The sequence below is a fragment of the Mucilaginibacter sp. FW306-07-L genome, assembly GCF_058782065.1.
This window is the reverse complement of the sequence record NZ_JBYSXI010000001.1, coordinates 2,314,153-2,339,410: the sequence shown is the minus strand read 5'-3', so window position 1 is coordinate 2,339,410 and position 25,258 is coordinate 2,314,153. Positions and strand designations below refer to the sequence as shown.

Annotated in this window: 22 protein-coding genes; 7 read left to right on the top strand and 15 right to left on the bottom strand. The window is 42.7% G+C overall.

Annotated features, from left to right (window positions below; genetic code table 11):
- Positions 1–7: 7 nt before the first annotated feature.
- The 13 genes from hscB to spt all read right to left on the bottom strand — a co-directional run bounded on the left by hscB (position 8) and on the right by spt (position 12,801).
- Positions 8–532, bottom strand: coding sequence for a Fe-S protein assembly co-chaperone HscB (gene hscB / locus AC3WJC_RS10120; protein WP_492398965.1), 525 nt, complete (start codon positions 530–532; stop codon positions 8–10).
- A gap of 10 nt (positions 533–542) precedes the next feature.
- Positions 543–1,097 (bottom strand): CAP domain-containing protein, encoded by a 555-nt coding sequence (locus AC3WJC_RS10115; protein ID WP_492398964.1) that lies wholly within the window; start codon positions 1,095–1,097, stop codon positions 543–545.
- A 42-nt stretch (positions 1,098–1,139) separates the two neighbouring features.
- Positions 1,140–1,868: a hypothetical protein gene (locus AC3WJC_RS10110; RefSeq protein WP_492398963.1), complete on the bottom strand. Its 729-nt coding sequence runs from the start codon at positions 1,866–1,868 to the stop codon at positions 1,140–1,142.
- A gap of 159 nt (positions 1,869–2,027) precedes the next feature.
- The gene (locus AC3WJC_RS10105) at positions 2,028–2,966 is read right to left on the bottom strand and encodes a phosphatase PAP2 family protein (RefSeq protein WP_492398962.1); all 939 of its coding nucleotides are present in this window, start codon (positions 2,964–2,966) and stop codon (positions 2,028–2,030) included.
- 1 nt (position 2,967) lies between these two features.
- Complete coding sequence (locus tag AC3WJC_RS10100; protein WP_492398961.1) at positions 2,968–3,588, bottom strand: sterol desaturase family protein; 621 nt, start codon at positions 3,586–3,588, stop codon at positions 2,968–2,970.
- 6 nt (positions 3,589–3,594) lie between these two features.
- Positions 3,595–4,161, bottom strand: coding sequence for a DUF4833 domain-containing protein (locus AC3WJC_RS10095; RefSeq protein ID WP_492398960.1), 567 nt, complete (start codon positions 4,159–4,161; stop codon positions 3,595–3,597).
- Between the two features lie 3 nt (positions 4,162–4,164).
- On the bottom strand, positions 4,165–4,899 hold the full coding sequence (locus AC3WJC_RS10090; RefSeq protein WP_492398959.1) for a CDP-alcohol phosphatidyltransferase family protein: 735 nt from the start codon (positions 4,897–4,899) through the stop codon (positions 4,165–4,167).
- Positions 4,900–4,915: 16 nt separating this feature from the next.
- Positions 4,916–7,474, bottom strand: a complete 2,559-nt coding sequence (locus AC3WJC_RS10085; RefSeq protein WP_492398958.1) for a DUF5686 and carboxypeptidase-like regulatory domain-containing protein — start codon at positions 7,472–7,474, stop codon at positions 4,916–4,918.
- A 17-nt stretch (positions 7,475–7,491) separates the two neighbouring features.
- A complete protein-coding gene (locus AC3WJC_RS10080; RefSeq protein ID WP_492398957.1) occupies positions 7,492–7,863 on the bottom strand; it encodes a GtrA family protein in 372 nt (123 codons plus the stop codon).
- A gap of 200 nt (positions 7,864–8,063) precedes the next feature.
- Positions 8,064–9,389, bottom strand: a complete 1,326-nt coding sequence (locus AC3WJC_RS10075) for an inositol-3-phosphate synthase (RefSeq protein ID WP_492398956.1) — start codon at positions 9,387–9,389, stop codon at positions 8,064–8,066.
- Positions 9,390–9,418: 29 nt separating this feature from the next.
- Positions 9,419–10,405 (bottom strand): NAD-dependent epimerase/dehydratase family protein, encoded by a 987-nt coding sequence (locus AC3WJC_RS10070; RefSeq protein WP_492398955.1) that lies wholly within the window; start codon positions 10,403–10,405, stop codon positions 9,419–9,421.
- Positions 10,402–11,520 (bottom strand): hypothetical protein, encoded by a 1,119-nt coding sequence (locus AC3WJC_RS10065; RefSeq protein ID WP_492398954.1) that lies wholly within the window; start codon positions 11,518–11,520, stop codon positions 10,402–10,404. The genes AC3WJC_RS10070 and AC3WJC_RS10065 overlap by 4 nt, the downstream gene beginning before the upstream one ends.
- A gap of 75 nt (positions 11,521–11,595) precedes the next feature.
- Entirely contained in the window at positions 11,596–12,801 is a 1,206-nt protein-coding gene (gene spt / locus AC3WJC_RS10060) for a serine palmitoyltransferase (RefSeq protein WP_492398953.1), read from the bottom strand.
- Between the two features lie 355 nt (positions 12,802–13,156).
- Here spt and AC3WJC_RS10055 point away from each other — a divergent pair, with 355 nt between their 5' ends.
- From AC3WJC_RS10055 to AC3WJC_RS10040, 4 genes are all read left to right on the top strand, one after another.
- Positions 13,157–14,500 carry a TolC family protein gene (locus tag AC3WJC_RS10055; protein WP_492398952.1) on the top strand — a complete coding sequence of 448 codons (1,344 nt, stop codon included), beginning with the start codon at positions 13,157–13,159 and terminating at the stop codon, positions 14,498–14,500.
- Positions 14,501–14,509: 9 nt separating this feature from the next.
- Entirely contained in the window at positions 14,510–15,643 is a 1,134-nt protein-coding gene (locus AC3WJC_RS10050; RefSeq protein WP_492398951.1) for an efflux RND transporter periplasmic adaptor subunit, read from the top strand.
- Positions 15,644–15,725: 82 nt separating this feature from the next.
- Entirely contained in the window at positions 15,726–18,908 is a 3,183-nt protein-coding gene (locus AC3WJC_RS10045; protein ID WP_492398950.1) for an efflux RND transporter permease subunit, read from the top strand.
- A gap of 291 nt (positions 18,909–19,199) precedes the next feature.
- On the top strand, positions 19,200–19,826 hold the full coding sequence (locus AC3WJC_RS10040) for a hypothetical protein (protein WP_492398949.1): 627 nt from the start codon (positions 19,200–19,202) through the stop codon (positions 19,824–19,826).
- 72 nt (positions 19,827–19,898) lie between these two features.
- On the opposite strand, the gene AC3WJC_RS10035 is transcribed toward AC3WJC_RS10040, so the two are convergent.
- Positions 19,899–21,092, bottom strand: coding sequence for a pyridoxal phosphate-dependent aminotransferase (locus tag AC3WJC_RS10035; RefSeq protein WP_492398948.1), 1,194 nt, complete (start codon positions 21,090–21,092; stop codon positions 19,899–19,901).
- A 91-nt stretch (positions 21,093–21,183) separates the two neighbouring features.
- On the opposite strand from AC3WJC_RS10035, the gene AC3WJC_RS10030 reads away from it, so the two are divergent.
- From AC3WJC_RS10030 to AC3WJC_RS10020, 3 genes are all read left to right on the top strand, one after another.
- Complete coding sequence (locus AC3WJC_RS10030) at positions 21,184–22,158, top strand: cation diffusion facilitator family transporter (protein ID WP_492398947.1); 975 nt, start codon at positions 21,184–21,186, stop codon at positions 22,156–22,158.
- On the top strand, positions 22,155–22,607 hold the full coding sequence (locus tag AC3WJC_RS10025; RefSeq protein ID WP_492398946.1) for an NUDIX hydrolase: 453 nt from the start codon (positions 22,155–22,157) through the stop codon (positions 22,605–22,607). The genes AC3WJC_RS10030 and AC3WJC_RS10025 overlap by 4 nt, the downstream gene beginning before the upstream one ends.
- Positions 22,608–22,707: 100 nt before the next feature.
- Positions 22,708–23,319, top strand: a complete 612-nt coding sequence (locus AC3WJC_RS10020; protein ID WP_492398945.1) for a hypothetical protein — start codon at positions 22,708–22,710, stop codon at positions 23,317–23,319.
- 30 nt (positions 23,320–23,349) lie between these two features.
- Here AC3WJC_RS10020 and AC3WJC_RS10015 read toward each other — a convergent pair whose 3' ends face one another.
- Positions 23,350–25,218 (bottom strand): LTA synthase family protein, encoded by a 1,869-nt coding sequence (locus AC3WJC_RS10015; protein ID WP_492398944.1) that lies wholly within the window; start codon positions 25,216–25,218, stop codon positions 23,350–23,352.
- Between the last annotated feature and the right edge of the window lie 40 nt (positions 25,219–25,258).

The window sequence follows — 25,258 nt, the reverse complement described above, 5'->3', positions numbered from 1 at the left end:
TGTTCTATCAGAACCGGGCTGCAAATGTATCTAAACTCTCCTTAATACGCAACAGATATTTTTGTTTATAGTAAATATTTAGGATGTCATCTAACCTACTTTCTTTAGCGGTATCGTCAAGGGTAGTGTAATCGGCAGTGAGTTGATGGAGCTGTTCATTTATATCACCCTCAAAGGCAAGTACTTCGGCAGTTATATCCCTTAACTGTTCTGCATCCTCAATCTCCATCAGACGTTCATTAATGTCCATCATCTCCATTAAAAAATCTCCGGGTAATTGCGGTTTCGCACCTTCCTGGAGCAATTCATGGCTGCGTAATATGTAATCAAGGCGCTTTGCAGGGTCGGCCAACGTTTGGTAAGCCTTATTATTGAGGGTTGAGAGTTCTAAAATCTCCTGCTGTTTTTCATTACCCTCGGTAGCATAAAAATCAGGATGAAATTGTTTACTGAGCTGATAAAACTGCTTTTTTAACGCAGCTTCATCCGGGTGAAAGGATTCGGGTATATCGTAAAATTCAAAATAGTTCATCGCTATAAAATTACCCTCTTTTCTGTATAATACGTGCACCCTTCTTAATCATTTGCTGTTGTTGTGGCGTAAAATTTTCGCGGCCGCCAAAATCCTGCACCCAGTAGTTGTCTTTAACGGCAACGCCAATTTCTTTTAAATCGGGATTCATCAGGTTTTTACAATGGCCAGGGCTTTTAAACCAACCGTTTTGCACTTCCTCAATACTGCGTTGCCCGTAAGCAATGTTCTCGGCAATGGCGAAACTCCGGTAGCCTTTATAAGTATAACCGGCGTTCATGATCCTATCCTGTATATGGCGGCCATCCCTGCTTTCGTGGCTAAAGTATTTTTTTCGTGCCATATCATTCGCGTGGCCTTCGGCGGCATCTTCCAACTGGTTATTCCATACCAAGGGCGGGGCGGGTGCCATACGTTGTGTACCACAATTGCAGCCGCTACGCCTTACAGCATTTATACGCTCTAAAAATTCGTCTTTAAAATCACCGTAAGCAGTACCGGTCATGCTGGTTAAGGCAATGCTTAACAATAACAACGGCAGCCCTTTCAAAATCATTCTCTTCATACGTTAAGTATGACTTAAAACGATGAAAGTGGTTTAAGCGTGTTATATAACTGCTAATTTTTTAGCGGTAGCCGGCTTAACAGGCTTTTTATCGGCTGATAATATTTTAGTAGTACCGGTACTATCGTTAGCTGCTACAAGCGGGGCGCTGGTTATCTTAATACGAGACTTATCTTTCTTGTTTTTTTGCACGGCCAGCATCGGTTTACTTTTCTTGTTTAGCTTTTTGTTCAGCTTGGCATAATCCTTTTTAACAGAAGCCTTTGCCGTAGCCGATTTTTGTTGTTCGGACAGTAATAGCGCTTCTTTCAGATCTCTTTCGGCAAGCTTATACTCTTTAATATCGGTTTTTATAGCTGCCAACTGTTGCAGCGAGGCGATGATGTTGGGCACATCATTTTTTATACGCGACAGGTTATTGGATTGCAAAGCATACCATTTGGCCTGGCTATATTTTTTTTGCTTGTAAAATAGTTGTGTTAGCTTATCAAAGCTGATGCGCATACCTGTGGTATCACTAATACCTGAATACAGATGTAATGCCTGGAAGCAGTTGATCTGCGCTTCATTTTGATACATGGATTTTTTAAGCGGATTGCTAACTGTATCGTAACGCATATAAAATGTTACCAATTTTAAATGTATTGGCGCACGCAGCGAATCAACACTGGTGTTTTTTAGACGCCTGCGTAAACTATCAAGTTCATCGGCATGGGCAAATTGAGCGGCAAAAATAATGGCAAGGGTAATAATTGTGAATAGTTTTTTCATCAGCAATTGCGATATGCTGAAACATAGTCAAACAACGTGCCTTATTTATTTAATTTAGAGTCTGATGCTTTAACCGTATTCAAAAAAACAGTTATAACCTAAAATAGATTTAAGTTGTTTGCAGTTGTAGTAGCCTATTTGGTACAGTTTGTAGCTAAATTACTTAATGGTTTGTTCGTACCTGTCTAAAAAACGACGGAGCGCGCCAATATGGGAAAAGGCCCATTCAAACAGACCAATGCCTAAAGCCGCGGTGGCTATACCAAAGGTAACATCAAGTATGTAGTGGTGGCTGGTATACACGGCGGCAAACCATATACCTACCATTACCGTAGCAAAAAAAAGGTTGATTAACCCAAGCTTGTTTTTTAGCCCAAAGTACAGCACGATAAGCGGATAGGCCGAGTGTAAGGATGGCATGGCCGCGAATACGTTAGAGCCCTTGGCGTAAATGGTTTTAAAAACGTTTACATCAAAATACTGGTCAAACCGGGCAAGGCCAGCGGTGTTGCCGGGGGTGGTTTGTACAAAATCAAATCCGTAAAAGTGTACATACCAGGGCGGCGCGGCAGGGTAGGTGTAATAAACTATAAAGCCTAAAAAGTTTACCAAAAAAAAGGTAAGCAAAAAGCTCAGAAACTGCCTGCGGTTAATAAAGAACAGGTATACGGCAAAGGCCATTGGTACCGGTATCCAGCACAGATAAAAAATGCCGGAGATAATATCTAATAATGTGATGTTATGAATCCAGAAATACTCGTTAGGTGTTAATATGCTGCCATTCGTGTTGATGCCGAAAAGGCTTTTTTCAAAATCATACAAGCCCTTAATATGCACCGTATTGTATGCATAGTTGGGGAAAGCCTTCATGTAATCATAAATGATCCAGTAAACAATAAAGATTGAAAACCCGACGATGAATTTACGGCTTAGCGGTGTGGCATAAAAAAACAGGTTGTATAAAAAGATCAGGATAAGCTGATCGGTTTTAAAACCCAGTAACAACCACGAAACAATTAAATAAAGGATAGAGATCAGCGAAACAGTTATAGCCGATTTTGGGGTAACCGGAAAAACTGCGCCGGCAGTTTTGGCCATGTTACTTCTTTAAAAAATCTGAACGGAATATTTTGTCCCACAGCGGAGAACTTACACCATAACCCCTTGACGGATCCTGGTAATGGTGAAGCATGTGGTGCTGCTTTATCTTTTTCCAAAAGCTGCCTTTAAAGTTAAAGTGATGAATAGCATAGTGCGAAATATCATACACCAGGTAGCCTAATATAAAACCGGAAAATAATCCGTTCACATAAAGGTCTGGGAAGATCAGCTTAAACAAAAAGTAGAAACCGGTGGCTAAGGGTATGCTGGCCGATGGCGGCATAACCAGGCGTTTGGCATCACTCGGATAATCATGATGTACACCGTGAAATATAAAGTGCAGGCGCAATGCCCACTGTGCTTTGGGTACAAAATGGAATACAAAGCGGTGCATTATGTATTCAATAAACGTCCACACAAACAGGCCGCCTATAAACAAACCGAAAAAATTAAGAAACGGCTGCTGATCAACAAACAGCGAATAATAGGTGCAAACTGCTATTACAGGTAAAAAAATTATGAGCGGTACATAAAAACTTACCTTTGATAAACTCTCTAAAATATTGTTCTTAAACATTCTCACCGATTCCGGTGAATTTGATATAAAGTTCCTCTTCATGGCCTTTCAGGGTTTTAAACGTTCTGCTATTTCTCTACCGGTGGCTACATCCGTGCCTTTTAGCTCCATGTATTTAACATTTGGCGACCAAACGGCCCCTCCATCAATACGTACAAAAATGCGGTTAAGTATTGCTTGCTTGTTTAAAATGGTTACGAAGATATGAAATTTACCGTCAGTTCCTTTCATCAGCGTTAGCGGAATTTTTTTGTATGACAATATTCTGATATCATATTTATCCTTGCCAAGCGGTGTAGCATCAATACCAAAAGCAAACCGCCGCTGTATCATGCTTAACTCAACGCATTGTTGTTGTTTGGCATACAGCTTCCAATAAGGGTGGATAGGGTCTTCGGTATCCAGCTTGCCGTCCTTATCAATGTTAAGCTCGTAAATTATGGTATTGGTGTTTGGGTCGCGCTGCAGGTAAAACAGCATCTCGATACCTGTAGGGGTAGGCAGTTCGGCTATTTTAAGGGTATCGGTAACGGGTGTATAAATATGATTGGCCTTGCTGCTATCGGCAAGCATTAAAAACGTTCCCAAAAGCAACAAGGCCAATCGTATGCGCATATTTTATTGCTGATCTTTTTCGTTAAGCGCCTTTTTAGCTTCGCGAAGCCGGTTAAAAGCCGTAATGTTAGTTAATACAGCTAATATAGTTATTGGCAGCGTAAAAATCGACATGGTTTCAAATACATGATACTTTATACCAGGTACATATAACTTATAATCGCCGCCAATGTAGTTTGACATTACACCGCACAAAATAGCGCATAAACCTATGGTTACTACACGCTCCGGGCGTTGCATTAAACCGCCCTTACATTCAACGCCCAAACCCTCGGCACGGGCACGCACATAGCTTACCATCATGGAGCCGATCAGGGCTATAAAAGCGAAGATCGAACTGAAAAAATAATGATGTGATACCAGGTAGTAACAGATCCCGAAAAACATGATGAGCTCGCTGTAGCGGTCAAGTACCGAATCGTACAAAGCACCAAAGGTTGATTTCATGTTACCCAGGCGTGCTACCTGCCCGTCGAGCATATCAAAAAGGCCTGCAAACAGTATTAAACCGCCAGCCCAGCCAACGTAGTTCAAATTAATACGAGCACCCGTTTCGGCACCGGCGATGAATATCACTACTACGCCAATGTTTAATATAAAACCAATGGAGGTTACCGCGTTAGGGGTAAGCCCGAGTTTGATGAGTACCTTTACAAAAGGATCAATTACTTTATATATTCCCAGTTGCAAACTGGTGCGCAGGTTAGGTGCTGCAGTTGTTGTGGTTTGCTGTGCCATTATTTTATTACGGTCATTAAAAATCGAAAGTGATACGTGTTCTGATACCCCATTCGGATACATTCGGATTATCGAGATAGTTAAATCTCCTTACTAAATCCAAGCGTATAAATTTAAAAATATTTTCAATACCAACACTCCCCTCAATGTAAGGTTTACTTCCCAATGAATAAGTGATGGGTTTTCCACCCTCATCAACCGGGAATTGGTACAGGTCAGGGTGCAATGTTGGGTTGTTTTCATTACGCAGCCCGCCATATAACGCTTTAAATGATACCACCTCACGCCATTTAAGTTTTTTTAACAGCGGGATCTTATTAAAAAAGAAACCGTAAAAATGCTGGTCAATACTCAGGGCCTGGTAATCATCACTCACAAACTCCAAAAAATTCATCAGGTTATAAGAGTCAACATCATAAGCGTAGGTTTGGTTAGCACGGTGTATGTTAAGTAAGGGATACGGCACTTTGCCAAAAATGTGCCCGGCCTCAACCGATACATCCGCATAACCAAATATGGAGAGGTAAAAGTGTTTATCAATACGGCCAAGCAATTTGTCATAACCATACTGCCCACCAAACAGATCTTTTATACCCTTGGTATAATACAGGTTAAATATTGGGTATTTACTTAGGATAGGCGTGCGGAACATTTTACCCTGGTAAAATTGCTCATAAGGCGCATAACGCAGGTTAAGGTTTATTTCGCTGGTTGATAGATACCTGTCGCTTATTAATGAGCTGCCAACAAGCCGGTTAAAGTATAGTGAACCAGCGGGCTCCTGTGTCCACTTGGTAAAGTTGATTTTGTATGAAAAGTGGTTTTCAAACTCGCGCACATAATCAAACCTGTAAAAATCGTTATACAGATACTTATCGTTATTACCCCGTTTAAAGGATAGTAAAAAGTTATCCTCACGTACAAAGTCAAGATTCAAGCCTGGTATTTTGGTATCTCTCTGAAAGCTCGCCCTTACATAATGCTGCGGAAATTTGTAGATTGATTTGGCGTTAAGAGAGTAAGTACTGCTCAAAAAATATTTCCAGCGTTCGTCTTTAAAACCATAAGCGCCGTAAGTTTCAAAAAATATACGCTTGCTAAAGTCATAGGTGGTACGCCCGCCAAACCTTAGCCTGAAACCCTCTACCGGGTTAAAACTATAAAACGAGTTGGCCGGGCCAACCTCAAACTTGCCAAAACTTTTGTAACCAAACACCAATAGCGATAACAGATCGGCCGTGCGGCGATAGGACGGCATTTTGTTCAGGCTATCAATATTGGTATAAACTTTTGATTCGGCCGTGGTTAACGTATCTAACCGGTTTTCCTGCCAAAACTGCTCGTTCCGTTCTTTGGCTTCGTCCATATAAACCACCGCCTCACCGGCATAGGCAGCCTCCGGGCGGGGGGTATTGATGAAAAACTTGTCGAAAGTTAACGTTCTGATGCCAAACAATCCGCCCGATTTATCTTTATTAAAACCAAAATCGGCAAGGGTAGTGCTTTTGTTCAGGTGGTAACGGCCATCCGTGTTTCTGGAAAATTCCAGGTCAACCTCCATAGTTTTTACAAAGTTGAGGTTGATGTTGCGGTTAGCTTTTAATACCGCCTTTTGAACCGCGTAATTACCATCAAGTGTAATATACAGCATGCCTTCAAAAAGCATATCGGCAGTATTGCGGGGCGTAAAGCTCAGTTCAATCAGTTTCTCGTTATAGGGCGTGGTTATTGTGTCGGTTATAAAAAACTTATAAAAGTTAGGTGATACACCGGCAATGGGACTAAGCCATTGATTGGTTAGCAACATTACATTATTATCGTAAATGTTGATCTCGGAGTACATGTGCTTAAAGTAAGCGCCAATGCCTTCGCTATCTACAAACGGACCAAAGTTTACGCTCTTTTCGCCTAATACTACGGTGTGTTTTTTCTCCGGATCTTTACGGTAAAAGGTGTGCGATACCTTTTCATTCAGGAAAATAGGCAGCAAATTTTTACCGGGTACACTTGTGGTATCACGGTTATCTATCAGGAACTTGTATTTTCTGAAGAATTTTTTTTCGGCCAGTTTGCTTGATACGTTTAAAAAGGAGAACTGCATCTTATCATAAGTCCGGTACTCTACATATTGATAACTTTCAGGCTGATTTTTTTCCTTGTTTTCGATCACCTTGCGGATCAGTTCAACAGCCGGGTTGTTTTTATTGCTGTACTTCTGCTTTTTCTGGCTCTTGACGATCACCTCGTTCAAAGCCTGTGCAGCCTCTGTTAAACGGATGGTTACGTTTTGTTCGGCGCTGGGTTTTATGGTGTAGATTAATGTTTTATAACCCACAAATGATACTTGCAGGCTGCTTTGGGCCTTAACTGATTGTAGAAAGAAACGACCATCGCTGTTTGTAGTAGTGCCAATGGTAGTACCCGCAAAAGCTACTGATACGTAGGGGAGTGGTTTTTTGGTAGCCGCATCAACCACGGTACCGTTTACAACGGTTAGCTGGGCAAATAATAAAGCAGACTGAAAAAGGAATAGGGAGAGTAAAAGAAGTTTTTTTACCGGTGTGTTTATATTCATTTATTGTATTAGGAATTCTATGCAAATACAAACTTCTTTTGCATAAAATAATTGTAACTAAAGCCTACTATTAACGATACCACAGCCTTTGATATATATTTATCAATGCTTAAATAATGCACACATAAAAATACACCTCCGTTATTTAGCAATATATTGCCAATCCAAACCAATATGTATTTTAAAGCCTGGCCGGGTGCCTTTTTTTCGCGTGCATGAAAAACCCATATACGCCCTAATAAAAAATTGGTTACGCCACCGGCAACAGTTCCGGTAAAGTTTGAATAAACATACCAGAGATTAAAAAAATGGTTACATACAAATGTCGTCGAAAAATCAATAATGGTAGAAATAAACGACGAAGCTTGCGCCTTTACAAATGTTGCCATGCCAAATTACACTATAAATAGCTATAAAACAATTATTTGCTTTGTAATGCTATAATTATGCCAGTTATTGTTGAGTAAGACAAGCGTGCCGTCGGTTTGTTACAGCTACGCTACATGTTACAGTTAATACAAAAATGATAAAAAGCCCGGTTGCGACTTACGTTACAACCGGGCTTTAGTATGAATTGAATTAGTTGGTATTAGTTTTCAGCTTCTACCAGTTCTTCGTAATAATCAAGCCCTAAGTGGGTGATCAGGTCTTCACCCATCAGGTAACGCAGGGTGTTTTCCAGTTTGATCAGTTGTTTAAAGATGTCATTTTCAGCCGGTAAGCCTGGCGCGGTTTGCGGGCTTTTCAGGTAAAATGATAACCACTCCTGTATACCGCTCATGCCGGCACGTTTAGCAAAATCGCTAAACAGGGCAAGGTCAAGCGCTACTGGTGCTGCAAGGATTGAGTCGCGGCACAAGAAGTTGATCTTGATCTGCATTTTGTAACCCATCCAGCCGAAGATATCAATGTTATCCCAACTCTCTTTGTTATCACCATGAGGAGGGTAGTAGTTGATACGGATCTTGTGGTAAAGATCACCATATAATTCAGGTTGATCTTCAGCACTCAGGATATCTTCCAAAACACTGCCTTTTGATACTTCCTTGGTTTTAAAGTTTTCAGGAGCATCAAGTACCAAACCATCGCGGTTACCCAAAATGTTGGTTGAGAACCAGCCGCTAACGCCTAATGAACGGGTAGCTAAACCTGGTGCCAGGATAGTTTTCACTAAAGTTTGGCCGGTTTTAAAGTCTTTACCGGAAATTGGCGTGCCTGTAAGTTTTGACAGTTCAACCATTGCAGGTATATCAACCGTTAAGTTAGGGGCACCGTTTGAGAAAGGTATACCTAATTTAAGCGCCGCGTAAGCGTAAAGCATACTTGGTGCAATACGTTTATCATCAGCTTTAAGCGCTTCTTCAAATTTTTCAAGGGTGCTGTGGATTTCACTAGCTTCAAAGAAAACTTCAGTTGATGCACACCAAACAATAACTATACGGTCAAGGCCATGAGTTTCTTTGAAATTCGTCATGTCTTCCATCAGTTCCTGCGCCATTTCCCAACGTGTACCGGTTTTAATGTGAGTACCGTCAAGGTTACGTGCGTAATCGCGGTCAAAAGCGGCTTTCATAGGCTTAATGGCCTGTAATTGCTCTTTAACAGCTTCAAGGTGATGGCGCTCAAGCACCTCTGCGTTAGTTGCTGCTTCGTATACGTTATCTGAGTATACGTCCCAACCGCCCCATACAATGTCATTCAGATCAGCCAGTGGAACAAAATCTTTGATCTTTGGCTTACGGTTTTCAGTCCGTTTACCTAAACGTATAGTACCCATTTGTGTTAGTGAACCAATGGGTTGTGTCAATCCTTTTTTAACGGACTCAACACCCGCGATCATTGTTGTGGCTACCGCGCCTAAGCCCGGCAGGAGGATGCCCAATTTACCCTCAGCAGGTTTAATGTTGTGTTTCATTTATTGTTGTACTATTAATTTATAAGAGGTTAAAGCCATTTATTAGCTTTATACCAATTTAACGTTTCAGTTAATCCCGCGTCAAGGTCATACTTTGGGTAAAAACCCAGCTCATGTTTGGCTTGTTCAATCTCGCAGTTCCAGTTGGCGGCGGTTAACTCTTTTAATTTCTCAATATTCAATGCCGAGGCTTTGTTGCTCAAAGAACTTACTTTTTCGGCAATTGCAGCTATAACTTTTACTAAATTTACAGGGAGATGAAACTTTATAGCCTTCAAATTTAATACACTTTTTGTAATATTACCTAATTCGTACCTGCTGTAAAAGTTTCCGTCACTTATAATATACGTTTTTCCGCTGCCTGCAAATAGTGCTTTTACACTAACTTCGGCCAGATCGGTTACATATATAAAGGTTAATTTTTGTGCTTTATTGCCAATGTAAGGTTCAATGCCTTTAACTACTTGTTTAAAAAATATAAATATATCCTTATCCCTTGGGCCATAAACGGCTGTAGGCCTTAATATGGTGTAATTTAAACCTGCTACAGCTTTCAATTGCTGCTCGGCAGCAAGTTTGCTGCGGCCATAGGCGGTAACCGGGTTAGGTGTAGTATCATTAGTAATAATACCGTTTAGTGTATTGATAGGGCCAACAGCAGCCAGGCTGCTGATCAGTACCATTTTTTTAAATTGAGGGCCGGCATTTACCGCTGCCTTTGCCAGGTTAACCGTGTAGGTAGCATTAATGGTATCATACTCATTTTGCGAGCGGGCCTTAGTTGCGCCTGCCGCGTGTATAATGTAATTAATGCCGTTGTCCTTTAATAATTGCGTAAGTGCCGCCTCGTCTTTAAAGTGCGGGTAAACGTATTTTATGTTTAAGCCATCAAGATGGGCGATGCTGCTGCTTTTACGTACGGCGGCATAAACTTCCAGATCGCTTTTTATAGCTTCGTTAATTAAATGATACCCTACAAACCCACTGGCACCGGTTATTAAAACCTTTTCTCTCATATCGCTTTTTCGTATATCCTGTAGGTTTTATATTGCTCGCCACCTATGGCTTCAATGGCACGGTTTACCATGTCATTGTGTTCCAATGTCCAACTGGCCTCCGCGTAATCCATTTTCTTTTCAGTGTAGGCACGCATTATTTCGCCGTATAAACAGGCCTCGATACCCATTTTGCGGTATCCGTCAACCACGCCAAGCAGCATTATGCGTATACCTTTTATTTTGCTTTTGTTAAGCAGTAGCTTAAATATACCGGTAGGCAACAAGCGGCCTTTTTTTATAGTGCGCAGTATCTGGTTCAGGTCGGGAATAGCGACACCGAAGCCCACTATTTTTCCGTCCTGCTCGGCAAGTACCGCGAAGGCAGGGTCAAGGATCATTTTAAGGTCTTTGGCGGTATAGTCAAATTCCTCGTTGGTCATCGGGAAAAAGCCAAGGTTTTTATCCCAGGCCTTATTATAAACATCACGCAACGCGGCAGCTTCCTGCTTAAAGTTTTTAAGGTTGATGTTACGGATGGTGATATTATTGCGTTTTAACCGGCCTTGCAAAAGGTCTAGCATTTTAACCGCCTTATCATTATAAGCGTTGCCTTTCCAACTGTAGGCAAACAGGTCAACCTGTTTGGCAAAGCCCGCGTTGGCAAGCAGGTTCATGTAATACTGCGGATTGTACGGCATCATCACCAGCGGGGGCGAATCAAAGCCTTTAACCAGCAGGCCGCATGTTTCGTTAGTAGATGGGTTAGCGGGGCCAACCAGTTTAGTTGCGCCTTTTTGTTTGAGCCATTTTGTAGCCGCGTCAAACAACAGGTCGGCAACAGCCTGATCGTTCACACAATCAAAAAAGCCAAAAAAGCCGTCGCTGGCGTTATTGAACTGGTTATGATTGGTGTTAAATATGGCGGCTATGCGGCCAACGGGCTTACCACTGTCATCAAAAGCTAAAAAAGTTTGTAACGACGAATGCTTTAAAAAAGGATGCGTAGTTAACAGATCCTTTTGTGCTATAAAAAGTTCCGGAACGTAGTTCAGATCATTTTTATGTAACTCGTGTGGGAAATCAATAAAGGCGGCAAGTTCCTTTTTGGTTTTTACCTCGGCAACGTGGCTCATGTTGGGTGTGGTTATAATTAAAATAAGGTACACTGTTTTTGTGTACCTTATTATTATGCTCGGGTAATATAATCGTTAAATGTTCTCCTTTACGGCATGCACATCCACATCCTTAAATGCTTTGGCTATTTTTTCAACAGCCTCGTCAATCTGGTCGAACGTGTGCGTAGCCATTAACGAGAAACGCAGCAATGATGAATCCGACGGTACCGCTGGCGATACTACCGGGTTAACAAATATACCGTTACGTTGCAGTTGATTGGTTACCAGGAATGTTTTATCATTATCGCGGATGTAGATCGGCAGGATAGGGCTTTCTGACGCGCCGATATCAAAGCCTTCTTCACTTAACAGGCGCTTGGCGTAGTTGGTATTATCCCAAAGCTTGGTTATACGTTCCGGTTCTGATTCAATGATATCAAGAGCGGCAATAACGCTCGCTACTGAGCCAGGTGTCATGCTCGCGCTGAACATTAGTGAACGGGCGCGGTGTTTCAGGTAATCGATCGTATCATAGTCAGCAGCGATAAAACCACCTAATGATGCCAGCGATTTGCTGAACGTGCTCATGATCAGGTCAACTTCGCCGGTTAAGCCAAAGTGTGAGGCCGTACCACAACCATTTTCGCCGATAACACCTAAGCTATGCGCGTCATCAACCATAATGTTGGCGCCATATTCGTCTGCCAGCCTTACAATTTCAGGCAGCTTTACAATATCGCCTTCCATGCTGAAGATACCGTCAACAACAATTACTTTAACGGCCTCTTCGGGCAGCAGGCTTAGTTTGCGCTGCAAATCGCCCATATCATTATGGGCATACTTAATAACTTTTGAGAATGATAGACGGCTGCCATCAATTAATGAGGCGTGGTCATACTCGTCTAAAATTAAATAATCATTACGGCCGGTGATGCATGACAGTACCCCCAGGTTAACCTGGAAACCTGTACTGAACAATACCGCCGCCTCTTTGCCAACATAAGTGGCCAGCCTGTTCTCCAACTCAATGTGAATATCAAGCGTTCCGTTTAAAAAACGCGAACCGGCACAACCTGTACCATATTTATCGATAGCTTGTTTAGATGCTTCTTTAATTTTAGGATGGTTGGTTAAACCCAAATAAGAGTTAGACCCAAACATGAGTACACGTTGATTATTAATAATAACTTCAGTATCCTGCCCCGATTCAATAGGTCTGAAAAAAGGGTACAGACCTTTAGCCCTGATCATATTCGCATCCTGGAACTGAGCAATTTTTTGATGTAGTTTTTTACCCATGCATTAAGCCTGCTTAAATTTTTTGTAAAAATAATATGAATAAGCCATATCACAGCAACTTTCCAATGTAAAATTTTTCACACGGCTTATTCTAAAGATTATTTAAAATCTAAAAGGCAAAGTAATTAAATTTTTTATTTAATCAGTGTCAAAATTTATCAAAAATGTTTGGTGCTTTATATAAACAAAAATATATACCCAACTGTATAAGTAACCGAAGCTTTACGTAAAAAATTTGTTATTGTCAAATTATAAGTCATTTAAATAACATATTAGCAACGATTATCGCTATTATTGATAATAATGTAGAATTTTTGCCGAAATATTTAACACATCACACCGCGCTCATTTACTTATGAAGAAAGTATACATTGTATTATTTAATATAATCACTGTTACGGGGGTGTTTGCACAAACACAGCCCCGGCCTGATATCTTATCGGGTAATGTAAGTTTACAACAGTGTATTAACTATGCGCTGCGCAACCAGCCCCTGGCTAAGCAAGCCACTATTGATGAAAACATCAATGAGCGCGATATACGCATCGGGCTTGCCGGGTGGCTTCCGCAGGCAACAGGTACCGGCCAGTTACAACACTATTATGAAGGCGGCCCCAATGCTAACTCGGCAAACGTACCGGGCAGCGTATTGCAAAATCAAAATATCAGCAACCTGTCTGTATTAGGTGTGCAGGTAAGCCAGGTACTTTATAATAATGATGTTTTTTTGGCATCACGCGCAGCGCGTTACTCCAGGCAGTATTATAAACAAAACACCGAGAGCACACGCATCAACCTGATATCTGACGTTAGCAAGGCTTTTTATGATGTATTGCTATCGCAAAGGCAACTTAATATTACCAATGAGGATATTGTCAGGTTACAGCGCAGCCTTAGGGATGCCCGTAACCGGTATGACGCAGGCGTGTCAGACAAGATCGACTATAAGCAAGCTACCATAGCGCTTAACAATTCCATGTCAAACCGTAAGCAGTTGGCAGAAAGCATCAACAGCCGCCAGGCCTACCTTAAACAGCTTATGGGCATAGGGGCGGGTAGCCAGCTAAGTTTACAATATGATTCAACCCGGTTTGAAACCGAGGCCGCTGTTGACACCAACCAAACACTGGATGTTACCAAGCGCGTAGAGTATCGTATGCTGCAAAGCCAAAAAACCTTGCAGAACCTGAATGTAAGTTATTACAAATGGGGCTTTTTGCCGTCACTCTCGGCTATTGGTACTTATAATTTAATATATGCCAGCAGCAGCTTGTCAAACTTATACAATAACAGTTTCCCTAACGGATATGTAGGGCTGCAAATGAGCATCCCGTTATTCCAGGGCACACGCCGCATCCAGAATTTGCGTAAGGCACGGTTGCAAGAAGAGCGGGTAGACCTCGATCTCATCAACACCCAAAACAGCATCAACACCGAGTATGTACAGGCACTGGCGAATTACAAAACCAACTACACGGCCTGGCAGCTTGTAAAGGAGAATGTTGACCTTGCCCGTGATGTTTATAACGTAGTAAGCCTGCAATACCGTGAAGGTATTAAAACTTACCTGGATGTAATTGTATCGCAAACAGACCTGCGTACCGCTCAATTGAATTATTATAACGCTTTGTTCCAGGTGCTGTCAAGCAAAATTGACCTGGAACGCTCATTAGGAAAAATATCTGCACAACAAAACTAAACCCTGAATATGAAACACACCAGTATATACGTGTTGGCTGTAACCGCCACATTAACATGGTCGGCTTGTGGTAACAAACAACAGCAGGCAGGCCCGCCACCGGCAACCCCTGTTAACGTTGTTGAAGCTAAAAAATCACCGGCTGCTTATTATGATAACTTTCAGGGTATAGTAGTAGCCCTTAATACCGTTGAACTGCGCAGCCAGGTATCCGGCTTTATTACCGGTATATTTTTTAAGGAGGGGGATATTGTGCAAAAAGGTAAAGCTTTGTATGAGATCGACCGCCGTAAATACGTGGCAGCCTACCAGCAGGCGCAAGCTAATGTAATGAGCGCAAAAGCCAACCTGTTGCGAGCCCAAAAGGATATTGACCGTTATAACATGCTGTTAAAAAATGATGCTGTTGCCCGGCAAACGGTAGATCAGGCAACCGCTACTTACGAAACAGCCAAAAGCCAGGTAGCCGTAGCTAACGCCGCGCTTGAGTCGGCACGTACCGATCTTTCTTACGCAACCATAACCGCGCCTTTTACCGGCCGCATAGGTATATCGCAAGTACGTTTAGGCGCGCAGGTTACACCGGGTACAACTTTACTGAACACTATATCGGCCGAAAATCCGGTAGGTATTGATGTGGTAATTAACGAGCAGCAGATCGATCGTTTTTATGCGCTGATGAAAAGCAGTACAGACAGCACCTTTAAACTACAATTACCAAACGGAAAAATGTATGGCAGCAATGGTAAAATACTTGCTGTTGACCGTGGTGTAAATAACCAAACCGGCAGTACCATTGTGCGGATACAATTCCCTAACCCGAATAAGGAGTTAAAGGATGGTATGAGCGGTGTTTTACAGGTACTGAACAATGATTCGGGCGACCGTATACAGATTCCTTACAAAGCGGTTGTTGAGCAAATGGGCGAGTTTTTTGTGTTCACAGCAAAAGATACTATCGCCTTGCAAAATAAGGTAGACCTTGGCCCGCGTGTAAATGGTGACGTGATTGTTTTAAAAGGCATTAACGAGGGAGATAAGGTAATTACCGAAGGTATACAGCGCCTGCGCGACAGTAGCAAGATAGCCGTTGGCGCACCCGGGCAACAACCTGCGGCACCTGCCAAGCCTGCCGCTAAATAATTCGCCAGAGCGTACACATCAACCTATTGAAAAAAGACGATGAGGGTTTAAATACCGCATCAACGAAAGATTAAAAACGAGAATGATAGCAGAAACCTTTATACGACGACCGGTTACGGCCATTGTAATATCATTAGTGATACTTGTTGTAGGTATACTGGCAATGAGTAACTTGCCTATTGCTCAGTATCCCGAGATCACGCCGCCAACCGTACAGGTTACCGGTAACTATACCGGTGCCGACGCGCTAACGGTTGAGCAAACCGTGGCCACGCCGGTTGAGGTGCAGGTGAACGGTACACCGGGCATGACCTACTTGCAAAGTAACAGTACCAGCAACGGCCAAATGAGCATGACCGTTAACTTTGAAGTTGGTACCGACATTAATATAGCGGCCCTTGACGTGCAAAACCGTGTAGGCATAGCCTTACCAACCTTGCCGCAGGAGGTACAGCGTTTAGGTCTTATAGTACGTAAACGTAATCCCAGCATCCTGATGCTGGTGGCGTTATATTCGCCAAAGGGTACGCACGATGTAACGTTTACCGATAACTATGCCAACGTATTTATTAAGGATGCGCTTTTGCGTACCAAAGGTGTGGGTGACGTGTTTACCCGTGCCGATGATTTTAGTATGCGTATATGGTTAAAACCCGATAAGCTTGCCGCACTGGGCATGACAGCCGCCGATGTTACTGCCGCTTTGCAGGAGCAGAACGCGCAGGTAGCCGCGGGTACAGTGGGTGCAACCCCGCAAATGAAAGGGCAAACCTTTGAGTATACTGTACTGGTAAAAGGCCGTTTGGTTAAGCCGGAAGAGTTTGAAAACATCGTGGTAAAAACACAGCCCGAAACCGGTGCTGTAGTACATTTAAAGGATGTGGCCCGTATTCAACTGGGTAAGTTTAACTACGCGGGTAACTCATTTGTTGATAATAAAAGAGCATCGTACCTGCTGATTTACCAGGCACCCGGCAGTAACGCTATCGAAACGGCTGATAACGTTACCACCACCATGGAAGCACTTAAAAAAACCTTCCCGAATGATATTAATTATGTGATCCCGTTTGAGTCGGTTACGGTGGTAAAGGTATCATTGGATGAGGTAATAGAAACACTGGTTATCGCGCTGGCACTGGTAATTATTGTGGTGTTCCTCTTTTTGCAAAGCTGGCGAACAACACTTATACCTGTATTGGCTATTCCGGTATCTATTGTGGGTACGTTCATATTCTTTATACCACTGGGCTTTACCATAAACACGCTTACCTTATTTGGTTTCGTGCTTGCTATTGGTATTGTGGTGGATGATGCCATCGTTGTGGTGGAGGCCGTGCAGCATTACATGGATGAAGAGGGCATGTCGCCTAAGGAAGCGACGGTACATGCCATGCGCGATATATCAGCACCGGTAATCGCTATCGCGCTGATCCTTGCCGCGGTGTTTGTTCCGGTAGGCTTTATACCGGGTATAGTAGGGCGCTTGTATCAGCAGTTCGCTATCACCATCGCCATATCAGTGTTGATCTCGGCATTTGTGGCGTTATCATTAACCCCCGCGTTATGTACCATCATCCTGCGTCCGCATAAGATAGATGAAAAGTCAGGCGGATTAAATAAATTCTTCTACAAATTCAACCAGTGGTTTGACAGGGTTACCGGGCGTTACCGTAACGCTGTAGATAAAGGCATCAAACATTCCAAATTTGTAATGTTTGTGCTCATCGCCATCATAGTAGGCACCGTGTTTTTATTCCGGGCCAAACCATCCGGCTTTATTCCGCTGGAAGATGAGGGCCGTATCTTCATTACTTACGATCTGCCCGAAGGTTCAGCAACAGAGCGTACTGTTGGCGTATTGCATGATATGATGAAAACGCTTGACAGTATACCTGCCATTAAGCACTATGCGGCATTGGGCGGTTTGAATGCCATCAACTTTGCAACTAAATCAAACAGCGCCACCATCTTCGTACAGCTTAAACCATGGGATGAGCGTACCAAGGAAGAGGATAAGCTGGAATCATTAGTAGCGATGCTGCAACAAAAACTATCTGTAAAATATAAAGAGGCCAGTGTGGTAGTAATATCGCCTCCGGCCATACCGGGCTTGGGTAATACCGGTGGTTTCTCGTTTATTTTGCAGGAGCGTGAAGCTGGCGGTGATATCAAGACATTTGAGAAAACCCTGCAGACCTTTGTGGCAGCGGTTAACCAAAGGCCTGAAATCGCGCGTGCGTTCTCGTTCTTTACAGCACGTACACCGGCTTACCAGTTAACTATCGATCGTGAAAAAGCTAAAAAGCTGGGTGTGCAGATCAGTGATATTAATAACGCGCTGCAAACCTATATGGGTAGTACTTATATTAATGACTTTACCATATATGGGCGTAACTTCAGGGTGCTGGCCCAGGCTGATACAAATTACCGCACAAGCATAACCAACATAGGGCAATACTTTGTTCGTAACCGCGCTGGCGGCATGGTGCCTTTAAGTACGCTGACCTCATACAAAGTTATCGAGAACGCGCCGCTTATATCGCATTATAACCTGTTCCGATCTGCCGAGATAAATGGTAGCACCAAGCCCGGTTATAGTAGCGGCGACGCTATTAAAGCCTTGCAGGAGGTTGCCGCGCAAACATTACCACAAGGTTATGGCTACGAGTTTTCGGGCCTGAGCCGGGAGGAGTTGTTATCAGGGTCAAAAACTATATACATCTTTATCCTGTCAATCGGCTTTGTGTTCCTGTTCCTGGCGGCGTTATATGAGAGCTGGTCTGTACCGTTTTCAGTGCTGTTAGCGGTACCGCTTGGCGCATTCGGGGCTATATTGTTCCTGAATTTTCAGCCATCGCTCACCAATAACGTTTACGCGCAGATCGGTTTGATTACGCTGATCGGTTTGGCAGCCAAGAACGCCATCCTGATTGTGGAGTTCGCCAAAGAACGTGTTGATAAAGGTATGGAGCTTGAAAAGGCGACACTTGAGGCTGTACGGCTTCGCTTGCGCCCCATCATCATGACATCTATGGCGTTTATATTGGGTATTCTGCCACTGTTGTTTGCATCAGGCGCAGGCGCGGTATCTCGCCGTACCATCGGTTGGACGGTATTTGGCGGTATGCTTTCAGCAACAGCATTGGCAATATTTATTGTTCCGGTATTGTATTATGTAATTACGCGCATGGCTTATGGCAAAGCTAAACTTGCTGAGCTTGAAGCCAATTACAAACCCGATGAGAAACATGATCCTGAAGTATAGATCATTAATACACAAAATAAAAAAGCGTCCTTCATACAGGGACGCTTTTTTATTATTAGTCAATTATAAGTTTAATAATATGATTAATATCAGCTAAAAGGCGCTTTTTAGATGAAAACTATATGAAATTGTCAGCTTAAACATACATATTGTATAATAATTAATACTTTGAGCATAGTTTTTATAAAATCTCAAAATTAACTCAGTTGCAGTATTTATTAAGTGTTAAAACATATAGTAATCTCATTTATTATCAGATAATTTAACATTGTAACACGAGGGTCATGTAACATGACTTTAGCAGTTTTTGGCATCCTTTGGCAGCATATTTGTAAAACCCCTGTTGTGAAATCTAAAATTTATTTACAAAAAATTACAACAATGAAAAAATCAACAAAACTAATAGCTACCGCGATTACAGCGGTTGCGTTATTCTTCGGAACTTCAAATGTGAAAGCCCAAACTAATGAAAAAAGCGCATGGCGTTTAGGTTTCGGTATTGAAGGTGGCATTCCAACCGGCGACTTGCATGATGTAAGAAGCTTTCAATTAGGTGGTACAGCTCGTTTGCAATACGGCCTTTCTGATAACCTGGCAGCTACATTAACTTCAGGTTTTTATAACTTCTTTGGCAAAGAGATTGGTGAAACCGGTCAGAATTTTCCTGACGGTCACGTAATCCCGGTTAAATTAGGTATCAAATCATTCTTTACTGATAACCTATACTTCGGTGCTGAAGCTGGTGCCGGTTTTGAAACTGGTGATGGCGTACCGGGAGACACCAAATTGATTTTAGCTCCTGCTTTAGGTTGGGCTGACAAACATTGGGATGTTGGTGTTAAATACGAAAACTTCTCAGGCCAAGGTAACAACTACGGTACTGTAGGTCTGCGTTTAGCTTACGGCTTCGGTTTGTAATAACCGTACCTACCAAAAAGAAAGGCCTGCGTCAATTGACGCAGGCCTTTCTTTTTGGTCATGATTTTTTGCTTATTGCAATTTGCCAAGTGCCTGTTTAATGCGGGTCATGGCTTCAATCAATTTATCCTCAGCCGCGGCGTATGACATGCGGATAGATTTGGTATCACCAAAGGAATCACCACCAACAGTTGATACATGGGCTTCCTCTAAAATGTAAATGCTCAACTCATCTGCATTATTAATGGTGCGGCCGTTATAGCTTTTACCAAAAAATGCAGTAACATCCGGGAAGAAATAGAAAGCGCCTTCAGGCAGGTTTACCTTAATGCCGTCAATATCTTTAAGTAGATTGTAAACTATATCACGACGTTTTTGAAACTCATCACGCATTTGGTGCACACTTTCCAGGCCACCCTCGTAAGCGGCAGTGCCGGCACGTTGGGTGATAGAGCAGGTGCCCGAAGTTATTTGTCCTTGTATCTTATCGCAAGCGGCAGCCAACTCTTTACTTGATGCGGTATAGCCAATGCGCCAGCCGGTCATGGCGTAAGATTTTGAGAAACCGTTGATAATTACCACACGATCCTTAATGCTGTCAAACTGGGCGATTGATTCGTGGCCGCCAACAAAATTGATGTGCTCATAAATCTCGTCAGACAGAATGTAAACATGCGGGTATTTTTCAAACACTTTAACCAGCGAAGCCAATTCATCTTTGCTGTAAACGCTACCCGTAGGGTTACATGGCGATGAAAACATAAACAGCTTACTGTTTGGGGTAATGGCCGCTTCTAACTGCTCGGCGGTTATTTTAAAGTTTTGTTCGGCAGTAGCTTCAATAAATACGCTTTTACCTTCGGCCAGCTTAACTACTTCTGAATACGATACCCAATACGGGGTAGGGATGAGCACCTCTTCGCCCGGGTTAACCAGGCATAATACCGCATTGGCTATAGCCTGTTTTGCACCAGTTGATACCACGATCTGGCTCATATCATAATCCAGTCCGTTCTCGTTTTTCAACTTGGCAGCAATAGCTTTGCGCAGGTCAGGGTAGCCGGATACCGGGGTATAATAAGTAAAGTTATCATCCATTGCCTTTTTGGCGGCATCCTTAATATATTCAGGGGTATGAAAGTCCGGCTCGCCAAAGCTTAGGTTGATCACATCAACACCCTTGGCAGCTAATTCACGGCCCAGCTTGGCCATTTTAATGGTTGCTGATTCTGACAGGTTTTGTATCCTGTTACTTAATGTAGTCATATTGTTTATGTTAACGCGGCAAATATAGAAAATAAGTTTACTGCTGATTGCGCTTGTTATTCATTAAATTTGCACGCTAACGGAAATTATTTTGGGCGAGCAAAAAAGGATAATCCTGATCTCATTGGTAACGGGCGTGGTGCTGATGCTGGCTAAGTTCAGCGCGTATTTTATCACCTCATCAAATTTTATACTGACCGATGCCGCCGAAAGCATTGTAAATGTGGTAGCCAGTTCGTTCGCGTTTTTCAGTATCTACTTATCGGCGCTTCCGCGCGATGAAAATCACCCGTACGGGCATGGTAAGGTAGAGTATTTCTCGGTTTTTCTGGAAGGCGGGCTGATCGTTATCGCAGGTGGAATTATCGTGGTCAAATCGGCCTATGGTTTGTTAAACCCCGAGCCTGTGCGCGATCTGCTTACCGGTACCATCATTATTGCCGTTACCGGGCTCATTAACGGTGCCTTAGGCTATTATCTCATAAATAAAGGTAAAGAGTTGCGGTCCATAACGCTTGAGGCTGACGGCAAGCATTTGCTAACCGATACGGTAACCAGCGGCGCGCTTGTGGTGGGTTTGTTGTTTATTTATTTTACAGGCATTTTATGGTTGGATAGTACCTTGTCCATACTCGCGGGCCTTTATATTATTTTTTCGGGTTATAAGCTGGTACGTAAATCCGTTGCCGGGTTAATGGACGAAACCGATTTTGGCGTAGTGACCAATGTATTGCAGGTGTTGAATGAAAAGCGCAAAGAAGAGTGGATCGATATACATAACCTGCGCGCGCAAAAGTATGGCAGCGAGTTACATATTGACTGCCATTTAACCCTTCCCAACTACTTTGACCTTAATAAGGTTCACGAGGAAGTATCATTAGTAGATAAAATGATCAATACCGAAGCCGGTGTAAAAACCGAGCTTTTTATTCACAGCGACCCCTGCCTGCCTGAGTGCTGCCATTATTGTAGCATGCCAAATTGCCCCATACGGTCAGAACCTAAGCGGGTAAAGATCGAGTGGACACTGGACAAAGTTATGCGTAACAAAAAACATTTTGAATGACCTATATTAACGTACGGGTTTACGGGTTACTGGTTAATGATGCTAACCAGGTGCTGCTTAGTGATGAGCGGGAATATGGTATGCAATTCATTAAGTTTCCGGGCGGTGGGCTTGAGTATGGTGAGGGTTTGATTGATGGCCTGAAACGTGAGTTTATAGAAGAGTGCGCTATGCAAATAGAGGTATTGAGCCACTTTTATACCACTGATTTCTTTATCAAATCGGCATTTAATGATAGCCAGATACTGAGTGTATATTACCTGGTAAAAAACATCGAACCGGTCAATCTCGCCATAAAAACCAAAGCGTATGATTTTGATGGCGATGGCACCGCTGATATATTACAAGCCTTCCGGTGGGTAAATATTAGTGATTTACAGCCTGAGGATGTAACCTTCCCGACAGACCAGCGGGCTGTTGAGCTTTTAAGGCAACATTATAAATATTAATTGCCGCAGGCTATACACATTTTACCACATTATTGCATAAGCAACCTGTTGTGAAGGTATATTTACGGCGAATTTATATCGACCTATAATTTTTTGATAGATGGAATTAACTATACTGCTGCCTAAAATTGTTGCCGACAATCAACTACATGCCAAATGGCTGAACACCCTGTCGCTGATGGAAAATACCGGTGCGCGCAAAATATCGGCCAGCGAAGATCCCGTTACTGTAACTTACATTATACTCAAACACGCTGCAGAGGAGCATCGCCATGCGTTCTACCTTAAAAAGCAAATAGAAAAAATGGGTGAGAACCATTGTCCAACTTATGCCAACGAGTATTTGGTGGCACCGGCAAGCAGTAAGTATTACCTTAATGTGCTTGATATTGAAGTTAGCCGTTACTTGAAAAAGTACCTCAACCTATCGGGTACCGAATTGCGGTTTGCCGCTTACTTGTTGGTTACTTATGCCATAGAGGTACGGGCTGATGAGCTTTACCCGATCTATCAGCAAGCGCTTGATAACGCGGGCAGCAAGGTCAATGTAAAATCGATCATCCTGGAAGAGGAAGGCCATCTGGAAGAAATGATCAACCAATTGCACCAGTTTTCGCCGGATTGGCAAACGTATGCAGATAAGGCTGTTGAAATTGAAAGCCGCTTATTTGCCGACTGGGTGAACGCGCTTTCGGCAGAAATAGCCGCTTAAAGTTCGCCCTGATCAAAAAAAATGTAGCCTTTATAGCTTCATGTATTCCGTAAATACCTGTTGCATAAAGGCTTTTCCGTTTAGTAACAGATCGTCCGTTTGTTTTTTAGGTTGATTAGGATCTCCTACATAAATAATGCGTTGCCCGGCATTATCGTAAGATACTACCTGCCCCGGCACCATAAACCCAAAGCCGTTATCCCAATCAAAAAAAGCAAAATCCTTACTATAAGGGTTTAACAAGTTTTTTGACCATTTAAATTGTGTATTCGGGATGTTAAGCTGGGCCAGCAGGGTTGCAGCAATATCAGTTTGGCCACCCAGTTTGTGTATGCGTTTGCCTTGATATTCGGGCTTAATGGCATCGCCAAAAAACAGTAAGGGGATATGGTATTTTTGCGGTTCAAAGGGGTCGGCAGTATTAAGGGGAAGCCGGTGCCCGTGGTCGGCCACTAAAATAAATAACGTGTTCTTGTACCAGCTTTCCTTTTTTGCCAGGTCGAAATATTCTTTAAGGCTTGCATCCGTATAATAGGCCGTACTTCTGAATTTATTGCTCAGGTCATCTCCCGGAAAGTGCGCGGGTACCGGCAAATCAAATGGTTCGTGATTGCTTAGCGTTTGCAGGTAGCTAAAAAAAGGCTGCTCAACCTTGTTCAGGTATTTTACATGCCTTTTAACCACCACATCATCATGCGCTCCCCATTTGGAGTTCATATCCTTGGCATCAAAATTCTTTTTGTCGATCACCTCGTCAGTTTTATGGCTCAGCATGTAAGCCTTAAAGTTCATAAACTCGCTTTCGCCGCCATACATGTATGAGGTTGCGTAATGCTGCGCGTCAAACACGTTGGTTAATGATGGCAGTCTTTCCTGCTTTACGTTATCCACAATTACGGTACGGATAGCCTGTGAGGGAAACGCGCTCAATATGCCGATGATGCCTTTATCAGTTCTGTCGCTGGTGGAGTAAATACTATCGAACAGTACGCCGTGCTTAATAAAATCTTCAAAGTTAGGCGCATCGCCTTTTTCACCACCTAATGATTGGATCAGGTCAGCCGTAAATCCCTCGATCTGAATGATGACAATGTTTGGCTTGGTCGTATTTAAGATGCTGATGGTCGTGTCTTTCTTTACAGCGTACATGCTGTCAACCAAACTTTCGGCGTTTTGTGCCGACATGTAGATATAAGGATTGTACGGTGTTTTAAAATTTTCAACCGTGTTATGCAGCAGGTTCCACTCGGTATTCAGCGCGCATTGATTAAGTATCTGCTTATCGCTAAAATAGGCCATACTCTGGTTCATGGGCGATAACTGCACGCCGCCACGAATAATAAGCACGTTTAAACCCGCTATCAGCAAAATAGCGAACGGTTTAACATACCATTTAAGCTCGGGTTTTTTAAAGTTATAATCGATAATATAGTTAGAAAGCAAAATGCCGGTTGCCATTAAAAAGGCACCGATAGCAAGGCTTAAACCAATAGGCGAGGAGCCGGTAGAGGCTATCGCTTCTGATGGGGAATGGTACAAGGTATCAAAAACCCTGAAATTGATTTTTGAACCCCATTCTCTGAATATATTAAGATTGAGTATGGTAACGAATGAAACTATAAAGATGCAGAAGTAGACGTACACCCTTAGCCATATACCTTTTATGTTAAGTTTAGGGAAGAACCAGCCTATAAAAAATATAAGTAACGGTAACGCGGCGATATAACCTGCTGCTGAGGCATCAATACGTATGCCGTAAAAAAAGGTCTGGAATATTTCGCTTAATGAGGCCTTTTGTAGTTTACTGATAAAATAAAGCTCAAAAGTTGCACGGGTTATTACCGAGAACAGTAACCAGAAGAATATGAACCGGACAAAACTAATTAGGCTTCTTAACATCAGGCGGCAAAAATAGTTATTTGCCTGAATGTTAAGAAGC

Coding starts and splice junctions, on each gene's coding strand:
- hscB (WP_492398965.1), bottom strand. CDS start 532: ATGAACTATTTTGAATTTTACGATATACCCGAATCCTTTCACCCGGAT.
- AC3WJC_RS10115 (WP_492398964.1), bottom strand. CDS start 1,097: ATGAAGAGAATGATTTTGAAAGGGCTGCCGTTGTTATTGTTAAGCATT.
- AC3WJC_RS10110 (WP_492398963.1), bottom strand. CDS start 1,868: ATGAAAAAACTATTCACAATTATTACCCTTGCCATTATTTTTGCCGCT.
- AC3WJC_RS10105 (WP_492398962.1), bottom strand. CDS start 2,966: ATGGCCAAAACTGCCGGCGCAGTTTTTCCGGTTACCCCAAAATCGGCT.
- AC3WJC_RS10100 (WP_492398961.1), bottom strand. CDS start 3,588: ATGAAGAGGAACTTTATATCAAATTCACCGGAATCGGTGAGAATGTTT.
- AC3WJC_RS10095 (WP_492398960.1), bottom strand. CDS start 4,161: ATGCGCATACGATTGGCCTTGTTGCTTTTGGGAACGTTTTTAATGCTT.
- AC3WJC_RS10090 (WP_492398959.1), bottom strand. CDS start 4,899: ATGGCACAGCAAACCACAACAACTGCAGCACCTAACCTGCGCACCAGT.
- AC3WJC_RS10085 (WP_492398958.1), bottom strand. CDS start 7,474: ATGAATATAAACACACCGGTAAAAAAACTTCTTTTACTCTCCCTATTC.
- AC3WJC_RS10080 (WP_492398957.1), bottom strand. CDS start 7,863: ATGGCAACATTTGTAAAGGCGCAAGCTTCGTCGTTTATTTCTACCATT.
- AC3WJC_RS10075 (WP_492398956.1), bottom strand. CDS start 9,389: ATGAAACACAACATTAAACCTGCTGAGGGTAAATTGGGCATCCTCCTG.
- AC3WJC_RS10070 (WP_492398955.1), bottom strand. CDS start 10,405: ATGAGAGAAAAGGTTTTAATAACCGGTGCCAGTGGGTTTGTAGGGTAT.
- AC3WJC_RS10065 (WP_492398954.1), bottom strand. CDS start 11,520: ATGAGCCACGTTGCCGAGGTAAAAACCAAAAAGGAACTTGCCGCCTTT.
- spt (WP_492398953.1), bottom strand. CDS start 12,801: ATGGGTAAAAAACTACATCAAAAAATTGCTCAGTTCCAGGATGCGAAT.
- AC3WJC_RS10055 (WP_492398952.1), top strand. CDS start 13,157: ATGAAGAAAGTATACATTGTATTATTTAATATAATCACTGTTACGGGG.
- AC3WJC_RS10050 (WP_492398951.1), top strand. CDS start 14,510: ATGAAACACACCAGTATATACGTGTTGGCTGTAACCGCCACATTAACA.
- AC3WJC_RS10045 (WP_492398950.1), top strand. CDS start 15,726: ATGATAGCAGAAACCTTTATACGACGACCGGTTACGGCCATTGTAATA.
- AC3WJC_RS10040 (WP_492398949.1), top strand. CDS start 19,200: ATGACTTTAGCAGTTTTTGGCATCCTTTGGCAGCATATTTGTAAAACC.
- AC3WJC_RS10035 (WP_492398948.1), bottom strand. CDS start 21,092: ATGACTACATTAAGTAACAGGATACAAAACCTGTCAGAATCAGCAACC.
- AC3WJC_RS10025 (WP_492398946.1), top strand. CDS start 22,155: ATGACCTATATTAACGTACGGGTTTACGGGTTACTGGTTAATGATGCT.
- AC3WJC_RS10020 (WP_492398945.1), top strand. CDS start 22,708: ATGGAATTAACTATACTGCTGCCTAAAATTGTTGCCGACAATCAACTA.
- AC3WJC_RS10015 (WP_492398944.1), bottom strand. CDS start 25,218: ATGTTAAGAAGCCTAATTAGTTTTGTCCGGTTCATATTCTTCTGGTTA.